The sequence below is a fragment of the Nonomuraea sp. NPDC050790 genome (assembly GCF_044456745.1).
Taxonomy (GTDB): Bacteria; Actinomycetota; Actinomycetes; order Streptosporangiales; family Streptosporangiaceae; genus Nonomuraea.
This window is the reverse complement of the sequence record NZ_JBITGF010000004.1, coordinates 254,326-270,614: the sequence shown is the minus strand read 5'-3', so window position 1 is coordinate 270,614 and position 16,289 is coordinate 254,326. Positions and strand designations below refer to the sequence as shown.

Genomic DNA, 16,289 nt, shown 5'->3' with positions numbered 1-16,289 from the left:
TGTCTCCTAGTCCTTGGTGAAGCAGAGGATGAAGGCGTCGCCGCGAGTGCTCGGCGTGTAGGCGGTGCTGGAATAGGCGTGGTACGGCTGCCGCTCGACGACCACGCGGTCGAAGAAGCGCAGGTAGCGCTCAAGGATGGTGGCGGCCGAGGCGGTGCAGGTGGCGGCGTCGGGCACGTCGCCGTCGAGGGAGAACATGGGCACGAACGTGCCGCCCGGGCGCAGCGCGCGCACGACCTTGGGCATGAACGCGTCGAGCCTGTCCCGGTCCTCGAACAGGGCCTTGGGCAGTTCCGGGTCGAAGAAGACACCGTCGTAGCTGTCGGGCTGGAGGGTCTCGACGTGGTCGAAGAAGTCGGCTTCGACGATCTCAAGGGTGGCGGGCACGTCGGGGTTGGCCTCGCGGAACAGCTCGATGACCTTGGGGTGCTTCTCGACGACGGTGTGCCGGTAGGTGTCGGCGCGGCCGGCGATGCGCAGGGCGGAGTAGCCGAGACCGAGTCCGACCTCCAGGAACTCGCCGCCGCGTTCGCACAGCAGATCGGCGGAGCGCCACATGAGGGAACGTTCCCAGCCCTGCATGGCCTGGACTTCGCCGATGTAGAGGGTCACCTCTCCTTTCTCGTCGCGGACGAGGTTGATCTCGGTGTCCGGCAGGGTCGTCATGTCTCTCCCTTGGTGAGGCCGGTGGTGACGTGGTCGATGAGACCGGTGGTCAGTCGGTGGTGGTCGGGTGGCGGTCGGGTGGCGTCACGCGACGGTTGGGCGGCTGGTACGGCTACGCGGAGGCGGTCACGTGGCGGCTTGGGCGGTGGTGGTCAGGTGCTGGTCGAGCCGTGGCGAAGCAGTGGCGGTCAGAGGTGGCCACGCGGTGGGGCAAGCGGTGGTCAGGCGGTGGGGCATGTGGTGGGCCCCAGGCAGGGGTGGTCAGGATTGGGCCATGCCGTGGTGGTCAGGTGGTGGGTGGGGTGGTGGTTAGGTGGTCGATGAGGCCGGTGGTGTGGGCGCCCTTGCGGAAGATCGGGTTGGCGAGGACGTCGCGTAGGAATGTCGTGTTGGTGCGTAGTCCCGGGCCCGACACACGAAGCTCGGACAGGGCCCGGTCCATTCGGTCGATGGCCTGGTCCCGGTCGGCGCCCCAGGTGACGATCTTGGCGATCATGGGGTCGTAGTCGGGCGGGATACGGGTCCCGGCCCGTACGTGGGTGTCCACGCGGACGAAGGGACCGCCTGGAGGGGTGAACTCCTCGATGAGTCCGGGGGCCGGAGCGAAGTCGCGGTCGGGGTCTTCGGCGTTGATGCGGCATTCGAGGGCCGCCCCCCGCCGTACGACGTCTTCCTGGCGGAACGGCAGCGGGTGGCCGGAGGCGACGGCGAGTTGCTCGCTGACCAGGTCGAGGCCGGTGACGAGTTCGGTGACGGGGTGTTCGACCTGGATGCGGCAGTTGGTCTCGATGAAGAAGTAGTCCCCGGTGTCGTCGTCGACGAGGAACTCGAAGGTGCCGAGGCCGCGGTAGCCGATGGCGCGGGCGCCGGCGAGCGCGTCCTGGGCCATCCGCTCGGCGAGTTCGGGCGCGACGGCGGGCGAGGGCGTCTCCTCCAGGAGCTTCTGACGGCGCCGCTGGGTGGAGCAGTCGCGTTCGCCCAGGTGTACGGCGTTGCCGTGCGCATCGCAGAGCACCTGGATCTCCACGTGGTGCGCGGCCCGGAGGTAGCGCTCCAGGCAGACCCGGTCGTCGCCGAACAGGAGTTGGGCCTCGGCCCGCACCCGCCGGTAGGCGGCGGAGAAGTCGGCGCCCGCGTGCACGATGGCCATGCCACGCCCGCCGCCGCCGGCCACGGCCTTGATGACGACGGGGTAGCCGACCTCGTCGGCGAGCCTGCGGCCTTCCTCCTCCTCGATCGCGTGCAGGCTGCCGGGCAGGACGGGGACTCCGGCCGCGCTCATGGTGGCGCGGGCGGCGGCCTTGTCGCCCATGGCCTCGATGACGTCGGCGGGCGGGCCGATGAACGTGAGCCCGTACTCCTCGCAGATCCGGGCGAACTCCGCGTCCTCCGACAGGAAGCCGTAGCCGGGGTGGACGGCGTCGGCGCCGGACTGCAGGGCCGCCTCGATGAGGGCGGCGGCGTTGAGGTAGCTGCGCCTGGCCGGGGCGGGGCCGATCCGGACGGTCCGGTCGGCCCAGACGGGCGGCGCGTCGGCCGCGGAGTGCACGGCGACGGTCCTGACGCCGAGTTCGCGGCAGGTGCGCGCCACGCGCAGCGCGATCTCGCCCCGGTTGGCGATCAACACGGTGCCGAACATCATCGGGACCCGGGGAAGAGGGTGTCGCAGGCCGAGGAGTCCCCGGGTGCGATGACGACGAGCGGCTGGTCGTACTCGACCGGGGCCGCGTCGGCCACGGGGATGTCGACGACGCGGCCGGGGGCCTCGGCGACGATCGGGTTCATGAGCTTCATCGACTCGACGATGCCGATCTGCTGGCCGACCTCGACGGTGTCGCCGACGGAGACGTACGGCGCCGCCCCCGGCTCCGGCGCCCGGTAGAAGGTGCCGACGAGCGGAGCCCGTACCTGGATGTGGCCGTCGTCGGGCAGCGGCGCGTCCACGGTCGTGGTCACCACGGCGGGGAAGCCGTCGCTCCAGGTCAGCTCGGCGCTGGCCAGCCCGTGCGAGATCTTGAGCGTGGCCGGCGGATGCGGCAGCAGGGAGACGAGTCTGGTCGCCGCCTCGCACAACGTGTCGAAGTCGCTGTCGTTGGGGAGCTCGGTCATGATTTCACCTCCGGGTGAGTTCTGGGGCGCCGAAGCGCCTGACGGGTGCGTTCTGGGACGCCGAAGCGCCGGAACCGGTCGCGACGCTGCCGTACCAGCTCGGGGCCGGACAGCGGCAGCAGCTCCGCGAAGGCGGCGTGTACGGCGGCGCCGAGCAGGGCGGCGGCCTCGGCGGGATCGGTGTGCGCGCCGCCCTCCGGTTCCTGGACGACCGCGTCCACCACGCCCAGCCGCAGCAGTTCGCCCGCCTCGACCTTGAGCGCGGCGGCGGCCCGCGGCGCCTCGGCGGCGCTCTTCCACAGGATGGAGGCGCACCCCTCTGGCGTGATCACGGAGTACCAGGCGTTGGCGCTGACGAGGACGCGGTTGGCGACGGCCAGCGCGAGCGCGCCGCCGCTGCCGCCCTCGCCGGTGACGACGGTGACGACGGGCACGGTGAGCTGGGCCATGAGCCGCTGGCTCTCGGCGATGGCGAGCGCCTGGCCGCGTTCCTCGGCGGTGAGGCCGGGGTAGGCGCCGGGCGTGTCGACGAGGGTGAGGACGGGCAGGCCGAGCTTGTCGGCCAGGCGCATCAGCCGGGCGGCCATCCGGTATCCCTCGGGTGAGGGCATGCCGAAGTTGGAGGCCGTGCGGTCGCGGGTGGTGTGGCCCTTCTGGTGGCCGATGAGCATCAGCGGGAGTCCGTCGAGGCGGCCGATGCCGGCCACGATCGACGGGGAGTCGCCGAAGACCCGGTCGCCGTGCAGGCGCAGGAAGTCGTCGAGGATCAGGCCGGCGTAGTCGGCGGTGGTGGGGCGGCCGGTCTCGCGCGCCAGCCGTACCACATCCCAGGGTTCCCGAACCGGGGGAACGAAACGCTCCGACGGGACGAAACGCTCCGACGGGACGGACAGCTCTGGCCGGACAAAGCGCCCTGACGGGACTGAACGCGCCGACGAGACTGAACGCGCCGACGGGACGGAGCGCGCCGCGGGGGCGGAGCGCGCTGACGGGACGGACGGCGCGGGAGACTCAGGCTCTGGCGAGACACCGACAGAGCCACTAGCCACCAGCGAAGACAGTGCCGCGCGCAGACCCGAGCGGGGCACGACCGCGTCGACCATCCCGTGTTCCAGCAGGAACTCGGCCGTCTGGAAGCCCTCGGGCAACTCCTGCCGGATCGTCTGCTGGATCACGCGCGGCCCCGCGAAGCCCATCCGTGCCCCCGGTTCGATGAGGATGACGTCGGCCAGCGTCGCGAACGAGGCGGCCACCCCGCCGAACGTGGGATCGGTGACCACCGAGACCGACAGCACCCCGGCCGCGTCCAGCCCGGCGAACGCCTGCGCGGTCTTGGCCATCTGCATGAGCGCGATCACGCCCTCCTGCATGCGGGCGCCCCCGGAGGCGGTGACGGTGACCAGCGGCGCCCGCTCGTCCGCCGCGGTCTCGGCGGCGAGGGTGACCAGTTCGCCGACGGCGGCGCCGAGGCTGCCGCCGAGGAAGCGGAAGTCCATGACGACCAGCACGACGGGCCGCCCGCCGATCGTCCCCCTGCCGCCGACGGCGGCCTCGTCGAGGCCGGTCGCCGTCCGCGCCGCCGCGATCCTGTCCGGGTACGGCACCGCGTCGACGAACCCCAGCGGGTCCTCCACCACCTCCGGCGTCAGGAAGGGCCGGAACGAGCCGGGGTCGAGCAGTTGCTCCACCCGCTGCCCCGCGGTGACGGGATGATGGCACCCGCACTCGGGACAGACGCCCAGCGCCCTGGCGAACCGCCGGTGATGGATCATCGCCTGGCAGCGCCGGCAGCGGATCCACCTGTCCTCCACGACTCCTCCTAGAACGCCGAGACCACGGTGAAGGTCTCGTAGGGCTGCTCGCGGTCGGTGTCGAGGTAGGGGCGCAGCGGGCTGGTGTGGCGGTGGCTGCTGCTGTGCACCCAGTCCTGAAGGTGCTGGTAGCTCTCCCAGTAGCTCGTGACGGCCATGGTGGTCTCGTTCACCTGGGAGTGCAGGAGTTCGTTGCCGAGCATGCCGGGGGTGCCGACGAGCTGCTCGCTGATCTCCTGGTACGTCTTCGACAGCGGCTGCACCTCCTCCTTCGGCACGCGGTACCAGAGGATGACCCGGACCCGCTCGTGGTCGGTCGGCATGGTGGCCATGGAGCCTCCTGTTCGGTATGGGGCCAGCCGCGCGCGGTTCTCGACGTGCGCGGGGCTGAGTTCGAAGGTTCGGAACGCGGACTCGTCGGTCCAGTCGGTGATCACGTAGTAGGCGTCCTCGCCGCGCAGCAGGCTCTGTCCCCGGTTGGCGGGGTGGGCGGCGATGCCCTCGGCGACCTCGCGCCAGGTGCGCTCGAAGGCGTCCTCCTGGCCGGGCCGTACCTGGATGTCGAGCAGCACGCGGAAGGTCACAGCGTGTACACCGCCATCGCCTCGACGTTGCCGAGGAACACCAGGACGGTGATGACGGTCCTGACCATGTTCCACTTGCCGAAGGCGGGGCGCGGGTCGCGTTCCTGCCAGTCGGCGGGCAGGTCGTCGGGGTCGAGCCGCATGACCCGCTTCTTCAGCACGGCGTTGCGCGTCGCGGAGATCACGATGACCGCGACGAGGGCGGCGATGAGCGTGCCGAGCAGGTACTGGGCGCCCTTCGTGGGCGCGACCAGCAGCAGGTAGACGTCGCACGCCAGCACGCCGACCACCATGATCGGCCCGAGCGGGTCGAACCGGGGCGACCAGTACTGGTGCAGCCGCACGTACTCGCCGGCGGGCAGGCGGCGCATCCAGGGCACGCCGCCGATCGCCGACCACAGGAGCATGCCCGCGACCAGGCCGCTCAGCGCGATGGAGATCTGTGAGACCAGGACGCCCATCGGATCAGCCCGCCGCCTGCTCGACCAGGCCCTTGATCCGCTTCATCTGGACAGCGGTGTTGGTGTTGAGGCGCTCGCGCATGGCGGTGTCGTCCACCGGGGAGACGGGCTTCATCTCGAAGTCCTGGACCCAGCGCATGCGGACCTGGCCGGGCGCGGTCTCGGTGTACTCCCAGAAGATGTTCATGTACTTGAACCAGCCGGTCTCGACCCGGTGGGCGCGCACGGTCCTGGTCTCGGCGTCGGAGGTGCGTTCGGAGACCCAGCTCCACTTGTTGCCCTGCGCGTCGGGGTGCATGGTGAGCCGGAACCTGATGGTGTCGCCGTCACGGGCGAGGATCTCGGTGGCGGCGTACTCGCTGAACAGCTCGGGCCACGACTCGACGTCGTTGGTCATCTTCCAGACCAGGTCGAGCGGGGCGGCGATGTCGATGGCGTTGTCGGTGTGGCCGGCCATTGCTCAGGCCTCCCAGTGGTAGAAGGGCGTGGCCATGGCGTCCTTGGGCTCACGCCAGTTCGGGTCGTAGGGCGAGATGAACGCGCTGAGGCCGGTGTTGAGCTCCTTGTACAGCTCGGTGCTCCTGGCCTTGTACAGCCCGTCGGTGATGTCCTCGTCCGCCTCGACCAGGTGGAAGTACAGGTCGTGGAAGCGGAACAGGGTGCGCCGCGAGGCCCCGATCAGGTGGGGCAGGTCGGAGGCGTCCGACTTGGCGAACAGGGCGGCGACGGCGTCGGCGTCGGCCGCGTCCATCTTCGCCACGATGAGCGTGCGCTGCATGGTCATCCCTTCTGGTGTTGGGTCAGCCGGCGGCCGGCCTGGAAGAGGGTGTCCGGGGGGTTGAAGCTGTAGCTCAGGCGTACGGCGGGCGTCGGCGGCCGCCCGAACCGGGAGCCCGCGGCCACCCGGATCCCGGCCCGCGCGGCGGCGGCCAGCATGTGCTCCTCGCTGGCGCCGCGCACCCACAGGAAGAACCCGCCGTGCGGCGGCCGGGAGAAGCAGGCCGTGCCGAGGCCCTTGACCAGGGCGTCGCGGCGCGCGCCCAGTTCCTTGCGGAGCATGGTGAGCCTGGTGTCGTAGCCGCCGTCCTCAATGAGCGTGGTGACCGCCAGCGAGGCCAGGTGGTTGAGCCCGCCGCCGCTGGACAGCAGCCCGCTGGCGGCGGCGGAGGCCACCATGCCGGGCGCGGCCAGCATCCAGCCGAGCCGCAGCCCCGGCCCGAGCGTCTTGGCGAACGAGCAGAGCCTGACCACGCCCTCGTACCCGGCCAGTGCGGCCATCGGCTTCGGCATGGGCAGCTCGTCCAGGCACAGCTCGGCGTAGGCGTCGTCCTCCACGACGAGGACGTCGTGCTCGCGGGCCACGTCCAGCAGCGCCAGCCGCCGCTCCTCCCCCACCAGCCGCCCGGTCGGGTTGTGGAAGGTCGGGATGAGGTACGCGAACGCGACCCGCCTGCCGACGGCCCGATGCCTGCGGATGGCCGCGGCCAGCGCGTCCGGCTCCGGTCCTGCCTCGTCGGCGGCGAACGGGGCCAGGCGCAGCCCCCGGTCGGTGAAGATCTGCTTGCCGTAGTCGTAGGCGGTCGGCTCGCACAGGACCACGTCGCCCGGCTCGGCCAGCGTGGTGGCCAGCAGGTGCAGGGCGTGGGAGGTGCCCGCGGTGATCAGGATGTTCTCCGGGCCGCAGCCGGCCCTTCGCGCGAGGGCTTCGCGCAGCGGCTGGACGCCCTGGTTGTCGCCGTAGGTGAGGGCGGCGGGGCCGTACCGGGAGAAGGCCTTCTCGTAGGCGGCGGCGAGCAGGTCCACGGGGAGCAGGGCGGGGTCGAGGTAGCCGGGGGCCAGGTCGGTGATCCCGGGCGGCGCGACGTCCTGCACGATTCCGGTACGCCAGTACGGGCTCACCCCGCGGCCAGCAGGACGGCGCGCAGCTCCTCCGCTGCGGCGCGGACGGAGCTGTGCGGCCTGGCCAGCGCGATGCGCAGCGACCGGTCGCCCCTGGCGGGGTCGGCCCAGTGGAACTGGGTGCACGGCAGCGCGTACACCTGTCGTTTGTGCAGTTCGTCCCAGATGTCGTCGCAGCTCAGGTGGCCGAGGTCGACCCGTTCGACGCTGACGCGGCTGTCGGGGTCGGGGAAGCTGACGCCGGGCACGTCGCCCAGGACGCCGCGGACGATCGCGCGGCCCTCGGCGATGAAGGCGTGCAGGTCGGACAGGCCGCCGTTGGCGGCGTCCTCGGCGAAGTGCTCGACCAGCGTCAGGATGAACGGCGAGACGCCGAGCAGGATGTCGGAGTAGATCTTGGGGATCGGCAGCCCGATGTTGCGGCTGTAGGCCAGCAGGCCGATCTTGAGGTCGAGCGTCGCCCAGAGCTTGCCGGTGTCCTCGATGACGACCCACCGGCAGCCGCTGGCCTCAAGCACCGCGTAGTGGTCGTAGTGGGCGCGGGTGTCGAAGCCGCGGAAGGAGGTGTCGAGGGCCAGCACGACGTCGCGCTCCTCGCACACCCGCGCGATCTCGGCCAGCCGCCGGGCCGACAGCACGCGGCCGGTCGGGTTGTTGGGCGTGGTGATGAAGACACATCCCACCCCCTCCGGTACGGCCAGCGCCGGGTCCCCGGTGTGCAGCGGGTCCTCCTCCACCGGCACCAGCCGCAGCCCCACGCCGCGCAGGATGTCGGGGATGTTGTCGAAGGTCGGGTGGACCAGCGCGACCGCGTCGGACGTCGTGACCAGCGACCTGGCCAGGATCTCCATGGCCACCGAGGAGGCGTAGCAGCTCAGCACCGCGTTGTCGCCCACCGGGTAGCGGTGCTGGCCGAGCAGTTGGAAGAAGGTCCGGTGGGCGGTCCTTTCCAGGTCGGCGATGGGCTGCAGCGCGGCCTTCTGGAAGAGCGTGGACAGCTCGTCGATGATGCGCTGCTGGCCGTCGCTGAGCTCCTGGCGGGCGTGGCCGTCGGCCACGTTCAGCTCGCTGTCGAGAGCCAGGATTTCGAGTTCGGTGAGGTTGACATTGCTCGAGATCATCTCTACGCCCCGTCGTGTTCTACCGGGAAATCCGGATGCTGTGCTGGTCTAGCCACTGGTTGATCTGCAGGACCGACTCCATGTCGGTCAGGTCACGCCAGGCCCGCGCGGGCTCGATCGGCGAGTCCAGCAAGGCTCTGGCCCTGCCGGTGTCGATGAGCGGCAGGACGGGCGCGCCGGAGTCGTCGAGGAGCCGGCCGAGCTCGGACTTCAGCAGCGGCGCGTACCCCGGGTCGCGGCCGGTGGGGAACTGGCTGGGCCCCCGCTCCAGGACGGAGGCGGGCAGCAGGTCGGCGACGGCCGCCCTGAGCAGGCTCTTGGGCTTGCCGTCGAAGGTCTTCGTCGCCCACGGCACGTTGAAGAGGTACTGGACGAGCTGGTGGTCGCAGAACGGCCAGCGCAGCTCCAGCCCGCCGGCCAGGCTGACACCGTCGTCGAGCGCGCAGCCGAACTCCTGCCACCCCTGAAGGTGCAGGTAGTAGATCTCGCGCATGCGCCGCTCGCCCTGCTCCTCCCCCTCCAGGTACGGCATGCCGGCCAGATCCTCGCGGTAGCGCTCGGCGCAGTAGCCGGGCACGTCGAGCTCCTTGAGCAGGTCGGGGGCGAACAGCCCGGTGCCGAGCCCGTCGGGCGGCAGGTGGTGGGCGGTAGCGGCGACCCACGGATAGGTCTGGGCGGCGACGACCTCGGGACGGTCCATGCCCATGAAGGAGGCGAAGACGGTGTCGGCCTGCTCGCCGGCCAGCACGACGCTGACCTTCTCGCTGATGCGCCTGGCCAGCGCCCGCAGGGAGGCGGGGAACTGGGGCGCGGCGACCGGCAGGTCCTGCTGGGCGGCGACCGCGGTGCGCCGCAGCACCGGGTCGGTGACGGCGACGCCGTCGAGCTCGACGAACTCGTGCTCGGAGCCGATGTGCGCGGCGACCTCGCGGGCGTAGGGCGCGTCCTCACTGGCCCGCATCGGCCCGGGGCCGCCCGCGGCGCCGCCGGGGTAGCCGACGGTGAACGTGCGCAGCGGGCCCTCGCCCCGGTCCGCGAGCGTCTTGGCGGCGATCGCGGCGACCGAGCTGGAGTCGAGTCCGCCCGACAGCAGCACGCCCACCGGGACGTCGGCGTCGAGCTGCTGGGCCACCGAGCGTTCGAGCAGCTCGCGGATGCGGGCCACCGTGGTGTCGTGGTCGTCGGTGTGCGGCCTGGCCTCCAGGCTCCAGTAGCGGTGCTCGTGGACGCCTGACCGGCTGACGGTGACGACTTCGCCGGGCCGTACGCGTCGCATGCCCTTGACCGGGGTGCGGCCGACGCTGCTGGTGAAGGCGAGCAGCTCGCGCAGGCCGTCGAGGTCGGCCACCCGCTCGACGAGCGGATGGGCGAGCACGCCCTTCGGCTCCGAGGCGAAGACGGCGCCGGAGACGGTCGGGTAGTAGAACATCGGCTTGACGCCCATGCGGTCGCGGGCCAGCAGCAGCCGCTCGCGGCCGGTGTCCCAGATGGCGAAGGCGAACATGCCGTCCAGGTGCTCGGGGCAGCGCTCACCCCACTCCAGGTAGGAGTGCAGCAGCACCTCGGTGTCGCTGCGGGTGGCGAACGTGTGGCCGAGCGCCTTCAGCTCGCCGCGCAGCGCGTCGTGGTTGTAGATCTCGCCGTCGAAGGCGAGGACGGCGCCGCCGTGCGCCATGGGCTGGGCGCCGCCGCCGAGGTCGAGCGCCGCCCTGCGCCGGTGGCCGAGCACGGCGCGCGAGGAGGCCCACAGGCCCTCGCCGTCCGAGCCGCGCCACGCGAGGGCGCCGAGCTGCGCCAGCACGATGCTGCGGTCCAATGCGAGATCACGGTGGAAATCCACCCATCCTGCGATGCCGGCCATCCGCCAGTTCCTCCGCGCGATTCGGGGACGCTTGCCTCGGTATGGTGGCAACCCGGTTTCGGCGCGGCCTGTAGCCGTGATCCAGACAGGAGCCAGCCCGCTTGGTCACGCGGTGGTAGTGCTGGCACCACCCCGGGATCTCTCGTCGCCGCCCGGGTCTTTCCGTCCCGATCTCGGTTGACTGGGACCCATGACAGAGACCGCCTCAGTGACGACGGACGCCGTACGCCTGATCGACCTCTCCCGCGTCTACGGCGAGGCGCCGAACGAGGTCGCCGCGCTGCGCGGGGTCAGCACCACCTTCCCCGCCCGCTCCTTCACCGCGATCATGGGCCCGTCCGGCTCCGGCAAGTCCACGCTGCTGCAGTGCACCGCCGGGCTCGACCAGCCGACCGGCGGCAAGGTGCTCATCGGCGGCGCCGATCTGGGCGCGCTCAACGAGCGGCAGCGCACGGAGCTGCGCCGTGACCGACTGGGCTTCGTCTTCCAGTCCTTCAACCTCATCGCCTCGCTGACCGCCGCCCAGAACGTGGCGCTGCCGATCCGGCTGTCGGGCCGCCGCCCGCCGCGCGAGTGGATCCGCGAGGTGCTCACGCTGGTCGGCCTCGGCGAGCGCATGGGCCACCGGCCCGCGGAGCTGTCCGGCGGGCAGCAGCAGCGCGTGGCCATCGCCCGCGCCATCGCCGCCCAGCCCGAAGTGATCTTCGCCGACGAGCCCACCGGCGCCCTCGACAGCAAGTCGGGCCGCGAGGTGCTGGCGCTGCTGCGCCGCCTCGTGGACGAGCGCGGCGACACCGTGGTGATGGTGACGCACGACCCGTTCGCCGCCTCCCACGCCGACCGTGTGCTGTTCCTGTCCGACGGCCTGCTCGTGGACGAGCTGCGCCAGCCCAGCTCCAGCACGGTCGCCGCGCGCCTGGCCGGTCTGGAGGCAGCGTGACCACCATCAGCCCCTTCGACGTCGCTGCCCTGCCCGCGCGGCGGGGCGTGCGCACCCGCACGCTGCTGTCGGTCGCGTGGCGCACGCTGCGCGCCCGCCTGTCCGGGTTCGCGGGCGCGGTGATCGCGCTCGCCCTGGGCGTCGCCTTCGCGGGCGCCGCGACCTCGATGCTGGCCTCCGGCTCCGCCCTCCCGCCCGGCACCCCCGAGGCGGTACGGCGGGCCGTGTCGGAATCCGGCGCCCTGCTGGTCATGCTGGCCGTGATCGGCGCCTTCGTCACCGTCTTCGTCGTGGCCGGGACCTTCGCCTTCATCGTCGCCCAGCGGCGCAGGGAACTGGCCGTGCTGCGCACCGTCGGCGCCGCGCCCCAGCAGGTGCGGTGGATGGTGCTGGCCGAGTCGGCCTTCGCCGCGGTCGTGGCCTCCACGCTGGGCGTGCTGCTGGCCGGGCCGTTCATGGCCGCGATGGCGGCGCTGCTGCGCGCGCAGGAGCTCCTGCCCGCCGCCTTCACCCCGAGCCTGTCGCCGGGCGCGCTGGCCGGCTGCTTCGCCGCGGGCGTGCTCGTGGGCCTGGTCGCCACGGTGGCCGCCGCCCGCAGGGCCGCCGCCGTCCGTCCCGTCGAGGCCCTGCGCGCCGCCGCGCTCGCCGACCGGCCGATCGGGAAGGGCCGCTGGCTCGGCGGTCTGGCCGCGCTGGCCGCCGGGGGCGGCATGCTGGCCCTGGTGCCGGTGGCGCCGCCAGACGGGCGGATGCCGCTGACGATGTTCGTCTCGATGCCGCTGGTGATCGGCTTCGCGCTGCTGTCGCCGGTCTTCGCCTCCTGGATCAGCGCGCTGGTGGCCGCGCCGCTGACCCGCTGGACCGCCGCCACCGGCGAGCTGGCCAGGGAGAACGTGCGGATGGCCGCCCGGCGCACCGCCGCCACCGCCGCGCCGGTGCTCATCACCGTCGGGCTGGCCGGGTCGCTGCTCGGCGGCACCACCCTGCTCGGCGAGGCCATGGCCGCCGACGCCAGGCAGGTGTGGCGCTCGGACCTGGTCATGTCCGGCGACGACAGCGCCGAGGCGGCCCGCTGGCTGGGCGGGCAGGCCGGAGTGGGCGCGGCCGTGCGGGTGACGTCGGGCGAGGTGGAGGTGCACGCCAACCGCACCACCCGCACCGTGCCCGCGCAGGGCGTGGACCCGACCGGGATCGGCCGCGTCATGAACCTGACCAAGGTCGAGGGCAACCTGGCAGAACTGCGTCAGGGCGCGGTGGCGGCCGACCGGCGCCAGGCCGCCGCGCTCGGCTGGAAGCTCGGCGAGAAGGTGGAGCTGGGACTCATGGGCGGGGTGAAGGCCACGCCCAAGCTGGCCGCGCTCTACGAGGGCTCCCCGCTGGGCGGCGGGCTGCTCGTGCCGCCCGGCCTGCTGCAGGGCGAGAACGCGGGCTGGAGCGCCGTGCACGTCTCCGCCGACCGGCCCGCGGCGGTCCGCGCCGAGCTGGAGAAGCGCTGGCCCGAACTGAAGGTGTTCGACACCGTGGAGATCATGACCACGGTGAGCGGGGCCAGGCAGGAGGGCATGCGCATCGGCGCCATCGCGCTGGCCGGGTTCGCCGTGGCGTACACGCTGATCGCGGTGGCCAACACCTCGGCGCTGTCGTTCGGGGCGCGCCGCGGGGAGTTCGCGCGGCTGCTGTTCCTGGGGGCGCGGCGGGCGCAGGTGCTGCGGATGGCGTTGTGGGAGGCGTTGTGCGTGGCCGCCACGGGCGTGCTGCTCGGCGGCGCGGTCACCGTGGTGGCGGTGCTGGGGCTGCGCGGCGTGCTGGGCGGGCTCGGGCTGGAGGTGCCCACCGCCTTTCCTTGGACCGAGGCGGGGCTGGTGGCGCTGGCCTGCGTGCTGGTCGTGGTGGTGTCCGCACTGGTGCCCACCGCGCTGCTGCTGCGCCGCCGTACCTCCGTGGCCGAGGCCGCCGCCTAGCTTGCGCCCTCGCAGACAGCGGGCGCCCTCGCGAAGCTAGCGGGCGCCCTCGCGTAGGTAGCGGAGCACCGCCGCGACGCGGCGGTGCTCCTCGTCGCTCGGCTCCAGCAGGAGCTTGGCGAAGATGTTGCCCACGTGCTTGAGCACCGCCGCCTCGGTGACCACGAGTTCGCGGGCGATCGCGCTGTTGGAGCGGCCCTCTGCCATGAGCGCGAGGACCTCCCGCTCGCGCGGCGTCAGGCGCTCCAGGCCGGGGTCCTGGCGGTTCTCCAGCAGGCGCACCACGACCGTCGGGTCGATGGCGGTGCCCCCGGCGGCCACCCGGGTGACGGCGTCGAGGAAGTCCTCGATCTCGCCGACCCGGTTCTTCAGCAGGTAGCCGACGCCCCGCCCGGAGCCGGACTCCAGCAGCTCCATCGCGTACGAGCGCTCCACGTACTGCGACAGGACCAGCACCGCGACCTTCGGGTGCTCGGTGCGGATGCGCAGGGCGGCGCGCAGCCCCTCGTCGCGAAAGCCCGGCGGCATCCGCACGTCCACGACCGCGACGTCCGGCAGGTACCGGTCGACCGCGGCCAGCAACGACGGCGCGTCGCCGACGGAGGCCACGACCCGGTGGCCGAAGCGCTCCAGGATGTGGCGCAGCCCCTCGCGCAGCAGCACCGCGTCGTCCGCGATCACGACGTCCATGTGACCTCCACCCGCAGGGTCGTGCCCCCGCCTTCAGGACTGGACAGGCTGACCGTGCCGCCCACCGCCGCCACCCGGTCGGCCAGGCCGACCAGCCCGGTGCCCGCCGCGGTGTCGGCGCCGCCCGCGCCGTCGTCGCTCACCTGCAGCACGATGTGGCCGGGCGCGTCGCGCAGCAGCAGCTCCGCGCGGCTCGCGCCGCTGTGCTTGGCGAGGTTGGTGAGCGCCTCGCAGCCCGCGAAGTACAGGGCCGACTCCACCGACTCCGGCGGGCGTCCGTGCGAGGTCTCCATCCGTACGGTCACCGGCACCGGAGACCGCTCGGCCGCCTCGGCCAAGGCCCCTTCGAGTCCCCGGTCGGTCAGGATGGCCGGGTGGATGCCGCGTACGAGGTCCTGGAGCTCGGCCAGCGTCTCCCCCGCCTCTTTGTGGGCCCGCTCGACCAGCTTCCTGGCCTCGGGATCGGCTCCGGCCAGCTCCATCTTGACCAGCCCGAGCGTCATGATCAGCCCGGTGAGCCGCTGCTGGGTGCCGTCGTGCAGGTCGCGTTCGAGGCGGCGGCGCTCGCTGTCGAAGGCGTCGGCGAGCCTGGCCCGCGAGCGGTCCACCTCGATGAGCCGCAGCTCCAGCTCCTCGGGCGGCTGCGTGAGCAGCGTACGTGCCAGCCCCGCCTCCGCCGCGGCGATCGCGGTCACCAGGTAGGCGGCCAGCACGAGCAGCAGCAGCCCGGCCAGCGAGGCGCCCCACGCGAGCGCCGGGTCGGAGGTGACCTTCTGCCAGGACGGGTTGGCCGACGGCGAGAACGGCAGCAGGCGCCAGAACGGGGCCAGCAGCGGGCCACCCGCCAGCAGCGCGAGCACGAGCAGGGTGACGGCGTTGAGCGGGCCGAGCAGGCACAGCAGCAGCCCGTGCCCGGCCTCGCGCCAGGTGGCCGCCTCGCGCAGCAGCGGCCCGCCGCGGTGCGGGTCGGCGGCGGGGCGGCCGTCGATCAGGCGCAGCCTGGCCCGTTCGACCCGGCCGAGCGTCTCGGCCCAGCGCGGCAGCAGGCGCAGCAGCGGCACCCCGACGACGATGGGAACGGTCACCACGCCGACGACGAGCAGGACGACGGTCCCCGCCAGCCAGACGACCGCGACGAGGAAGCCGCCGAGCAGGTACGCGGCCGAGCGCCAGGGCCGGGAGCTGAGCGGAACCCGCGCGGGCGCCGTGACCAGCCCTTCCCACGGCCCGCCCTGGATCCCCACGATCCTCATCCTAATGAGGGAATTGAGCCTGGTTAGAGGCGCGCGCCAGGCGGGATGGAGGCTCATTGCCGATCTCCTGAGCGCTTCCTAGGCTGCGGGACATGACGCTGACCGGGTACTCCCTGCCGCTGTCCCCGTCCGGAGGCTCCTCCGCCCTCACCGCCCCGCCGTGGTACTTCTCCGGCGAGGTGGTCATGGTCGACTACCGGGTCGATCCGGCGGCCGCCGCCCGATTCCTGCCGCCGGAGCTGGAGCTCGGGCCCGATCCCGGCGCCGCGGCCGCGGTGTTCGCCGAGTGGCAGTGGTGCTCGGAGTCGGGCGCCGAGCTGGAGGACCCGGCGGGCAGCCGGTTCTCCGAGTTTCTGATCCTGCTGGGCTGCTCGTTCGGCGGCGAGCCGATGGCCCGCTGCCCGTACGCGTGGGTGGACGAGGCGGTGCCGCTGATGCGCGGCTGGGTGCAGGGCATGCCGAAGCAGTTCGGGTCGGTGCACCTGACCAGGCCGGTCGACGTGGGCAGGGCCGGGCCGAGGCTGGCGCCGGGCGGGCGCTTCGCCGCCAGCCTCGCGGTGCGCGACCGGCGGGTGGCCGAGGTGTCGGTGACGCTCGCCGAGCCGGCGCGTCCGCCGCACCTGCACGCGGTGCCGCTGGTGCACAACCGGCACTTCCCCGCCTGGGTGCCGGGCGAGAAGCCGTTGCGCCAGCTCGTCGCCTCGGCGGTGCGGGACGTGGAGTTCGGGCCGGTGTGGAGTGGGTCGGGCGCCTTCAAGCTGCTGCCGGGCGCCGACGCCGACCTGGCCTCGCTGGCGCCGGTCGAGGTCGGCGCCGGATACGCCTTCAGCTACGCCGAGACGCTGGTGGGCGGGCGCCGCCTGGGCTGAGCGCACGCACGGGCCCCGGGACGGAAAGCCGTCCCGGGGCCTTGAGCCGCTCAGGGCCAGAAGC

General features: G+C 72.7%; 16 protein-coding genes. 3 read left to right on the top strand and 13 right to left on the bottom strand.

The genetic code is table 11. The features are described 5' to 3' along the window. Positions 1-6: 6 nt before the first annotated feature. The 11 genes from ACIBEJ_RS21685 to asnB all read right to left on the bottom strand — a co-directional run bounded on the left by ACIBEJ_RS21685 (position 7) and on the right by asnB (position 10,512). Positions 7-666 carry a class I SAM-dependent methyltransferase gene (locus ACIBEJ_RS21685; RefSeq protein ID WP_397184573.1) on the bottom strand — a complete coding sequence of 220 codons (660 nt, stop codon included), beginning with the start codon at positions 664-666 and terminating at the stop codon, positions 7-9. Positions 667-952: 286 nt separating this feature from the next. Continuing rightward, complete coding sequence (locus ACIBEJ_RS21680) at positions 953-2,293, bottom strand: acetyl/propionyl/methylcrotonyl-CoA carboxylase subunit alpha (protein ID WP_397184572.1); 1,341 nt, start codon at positions 2,291-2,293, stop codon at positions 953-955. Between the two features lie 11 nt (positions 2,294-2,304). After that, positions 2,305-2,775 (bottom strand): acetyl-CoA carboxylase biotin carboxyl carrier protein, encoded by a 471-nt coding sequence (locus ACIBEJ_RS21675; RefSeq protein ID WP_397184571.1) that lies wholly within the window; start codon positions 2,773-2,775, stop codon positions 2,305-2,307. After that, positions 2,772-4,586 carry an acetyl-CoA carboxylase carboxyltransferase subunit alpha gene (locus ACIBEJ_RS21670; RefSeq protein ID WP_397184570.1) on the bottom strand — a complete coding sequence of 605 codons (1,815 nt, stop codon included), beginning with the start codon at positions 4,584-4,586 and terminating at the stop codon, positions 2,772-2,774. The genes ACIBEJ_RS21675 and ACIBEJ_RS21670 overlap by 4 nt, the downstream gene beginning before the upstream one ends. A gap of 8 nt (positions 4,587-4,594) precedes the next feature. Further along, positions 4,595-5,170, bottom strand: a complete 576-nt coding sequence (locus ACIBEJ_RS21665; protein ID WP_397184569.1) for an antibiotic biosynthesis monooxygenase family protein — start codon at positions 5,168-5,170, stop codon at positions 4,595-4,597. After that, positions 5,167-5,631 carry an anthrone oxygenase family protein gene (locus ACIBEJ_RS21660; protein ID WP_397184568.1) on the bottom strand — a complete coding sequence of 155 codons (465 nt, stop codon included), beginning with the start codon at positions 5,629-5,631 and terminating at the stop codon, positions 5,167-5,169. The genes ACIBEJ_RS21665 and ACIBEJ_RS21660 overlap by 4 nt, the downstream gene beginning before the upstream one ends. A 4-nt stretch (positions 5,632-5,635) precedes the next feature. Next, on the bottom strand, positions 5,636-6,088 hold the full coding sequence (locus ACIBEJ_RS21655) for an SRPBCC family protein (protein WP_397184567.1): 453 nt from the start codon (positions 6,086-6,088) through the stop codon (positions 5,636-5,638). Positions 6,089-6,091: 3 nt separating this feature from the next. Further along, positions 6,092-6,409 carry a TcmI family type II polyketide cyclase gene (locus ACIBEJ_RS21650; protein WP_397184566.1) on the bottom strand — a complete coding sequence of 106 codons (318 nt, stop codon included), beginning with the start codon at positions 6,407-6,409 and terminating at the stop codon, positions 6,092-6,094. A 2-nt stretch (positions 6,410-6,411) separates the two neighbouring features. Further along, positions 6,412-7,530 (bottom strand): PLP-dependent aminotransferase family protein, encoded by a 1,119-nt coding sequence (locus ACIBEJ_RS21645; RefSeq protein WP_397184565.1) that lies wholly within the window; start codon positions 7,528-7,530, stop codon positions 6,412-6,414. Further along, positions 7,527-8,651 (bottom strand): enduracididine biosynthesis enzyme MppP, encoded by a 1,125-nt coding sequence (mppP, locus tag ACIBEJ_RS21640; RefSeq protein WP_397184564.1) that lies wholly within the window; start codon positions 8,649-8,651, stop codon positions 7,527-7,529. Before mppP ends, ACIBEJ_RS21645 begins: the two co-directional genes overlap by 4 nt. 19 nt (positions 8,652-8,670) lie before the next feature. Beyond that, positions 8,671-10,512 (bottom strand): asparagine synthase (glutamine-hydrolyzing), encoded by a 1,842-nt coding sequence (gene asnB, locus ACIBEJ_RS21635; RefSeq protein WP_397184563.1) that lies wholly within the window; start codon positions 10,510-10,512, stop codon positions 8,671-8,673. A gap of 190 nt (positions 10,513-10,702) precedes the next feature. Between asnB and ACIBEJ_RS21630 the strand changes: the two genes are divergently transcribed. Further along, positions 10,703-11,452, top strand: a complete 750-nt coding sequence (locus tag ACIBEJ_RS21630) for an ABC transporter ATP-binding protein (protein ID WP_397184562.1) — start codon at positions 10,703-10,705, stop codon at positions 11,450-11,452. Then, on the top strand, positions 11,449-13,413 hold the full coding sequence (locus ACIBEJ_RS21625; protein WP_397184561.1) for an FtsX-like permease family protein: 1,965 nt from the start codon (positions 11,449-11,451) through the stop codon (positions 13,411-13,413). The genes ACIBEJ_RS21630 and ACIBEJ_RS21625 overlap by 4 nt, the downstream gene beginning before the upstream one ends. 36 nt (positions 13,414-13,449) lie before the next feature. Here ACIBEJ_RS21625 and ACIBEJ_RS21620 read toward each other — a convergent pair whose 3' ends face one another. Both ACIBEJ_RS21620 and ACIBEJ_RS21615 read right to left on the bottom strand, forming a co-directional pair. Beyond that, a complete protein-coding gene (locus ACIBEJ_RS21620; RefSeq protein ID WP_397184560.1) occupies positions 13,450-14,103 on the bottom strand; it encodes a response regulator in 654 nt (217 codons plus the stop codon). Next, positions 14,091-15,356, bottom strand: coding sequence for a sensor histidine kinase (locus ACIBEJ_RS21615; RefSeq protein WP_397184559.1), 1,266 nt, complete (start codon positions 15,354-15,356; stop codon positions 14,091-14,093). Before ACIBEJ_RS21615 ends, ACIBEJ_RS21620 begins: the two co-directional genes overlap by 13 nt. 92 nt (positions 15,357-15,448) lie before the next feature. Between ACIBEJ_RS21615 and mppR the strand changes: the two genes are divergently transcribed. Beyond that, positions 15,449-16,225, top strand: a complete 777-nt coding sequence (gene mppR, locus ACIBEJ_RS21610; protein ID WP_397184558.1) for an enduracididine biosynthesis enzyme MppR — start codon at positions 15,449-15,451, stop codon at positions 16,223-16,225. Positions 16,226-16,289: the final 64 nt, after the last annotated feature.

Excerpts from the sequence above, each read along its gene's own strand:
- asnB (WP_397184563.1), bottom strand. The coding sequence starts at position 10,512 with ATGGCCGGCATCGCAGGATGGGTGGATTTCCACCGTGATCTCGCATTG.
- mppP (WP_397184564.1), bottom strand. The coding sequence starts at position 8,651 with ATGATCTCGAGCAATGTCAACCTCACCGAACTCGAAATCCTGGCTCTC.
- ACIBEJ_RS21675 (WP_397184571.1), bottom strand. The coding sequence starts at position 2,775 with ATGACCGAGCTCCCCAACGACAGCGACTTCGACACGTTGTGCGAGGCG.
- ACIBEJ_RS21660 (WP_397184568.1), bottom strand. The coding sequence starts at position 5,631 with ATGGGCGTCCTGGTCTCACAGATCTCCATCGCGCTGAGCGGCCTGGTC.
- ACIBEJ_RS21615 (WP_397184559.1), bottom strand. The coding sequence starts at position 15,356 with ATGAGGATCGTGGGGATCCAGGGCGGGCCGTGGGAAGGGCTGGTCACG.
- ACIBEJ_RS21630 (WP_397184562.1), top strand. The coding sequence starts at position 10,703 with ATGACAGAGACCGCCTCAGTGACGACGGACGCCGTACGCCTGATCGAC.
- ACIBEJ_RS21650 (WP_397184566.1), bottom strand. The coding sequence starts at position 6,409 with ATGCAGCGCACGCTCATCGTGGCGAAGATGGACGCGGCCGACGCCGAC.
- ACIBEJ_RS21655 (WP_397184567.1), bottom strand. The coding sequence starts at position 6,088 with ATGGCCGGCCACACCGACAACGCCATCGACATCGCCGCCCCGCTCGAC.
- ACIBEJ_RS21685 (WP_397184573.1), bottom strand. The coding sequence starts at position 666 with ATGACGACCCTGCCGGACACCGAGATCAACCTCGTCCGCGACGAGAAA.
- ACIBEJ_RS21620 (WP_397184560.1), bottom strand. The coding sequence starts at position 14,103 with ATGGACGTCGTGATCGCGGACGACGCGGTGCTGCTGCGCGAGGGGCTG.
- mppR (WP_397184558.1), top strand. The coding sequence starts at position 15,449 with ATGACGCTGACCGGGTACTCCCTGCCGCTGTCCCCGTCCGGAGGCTCC.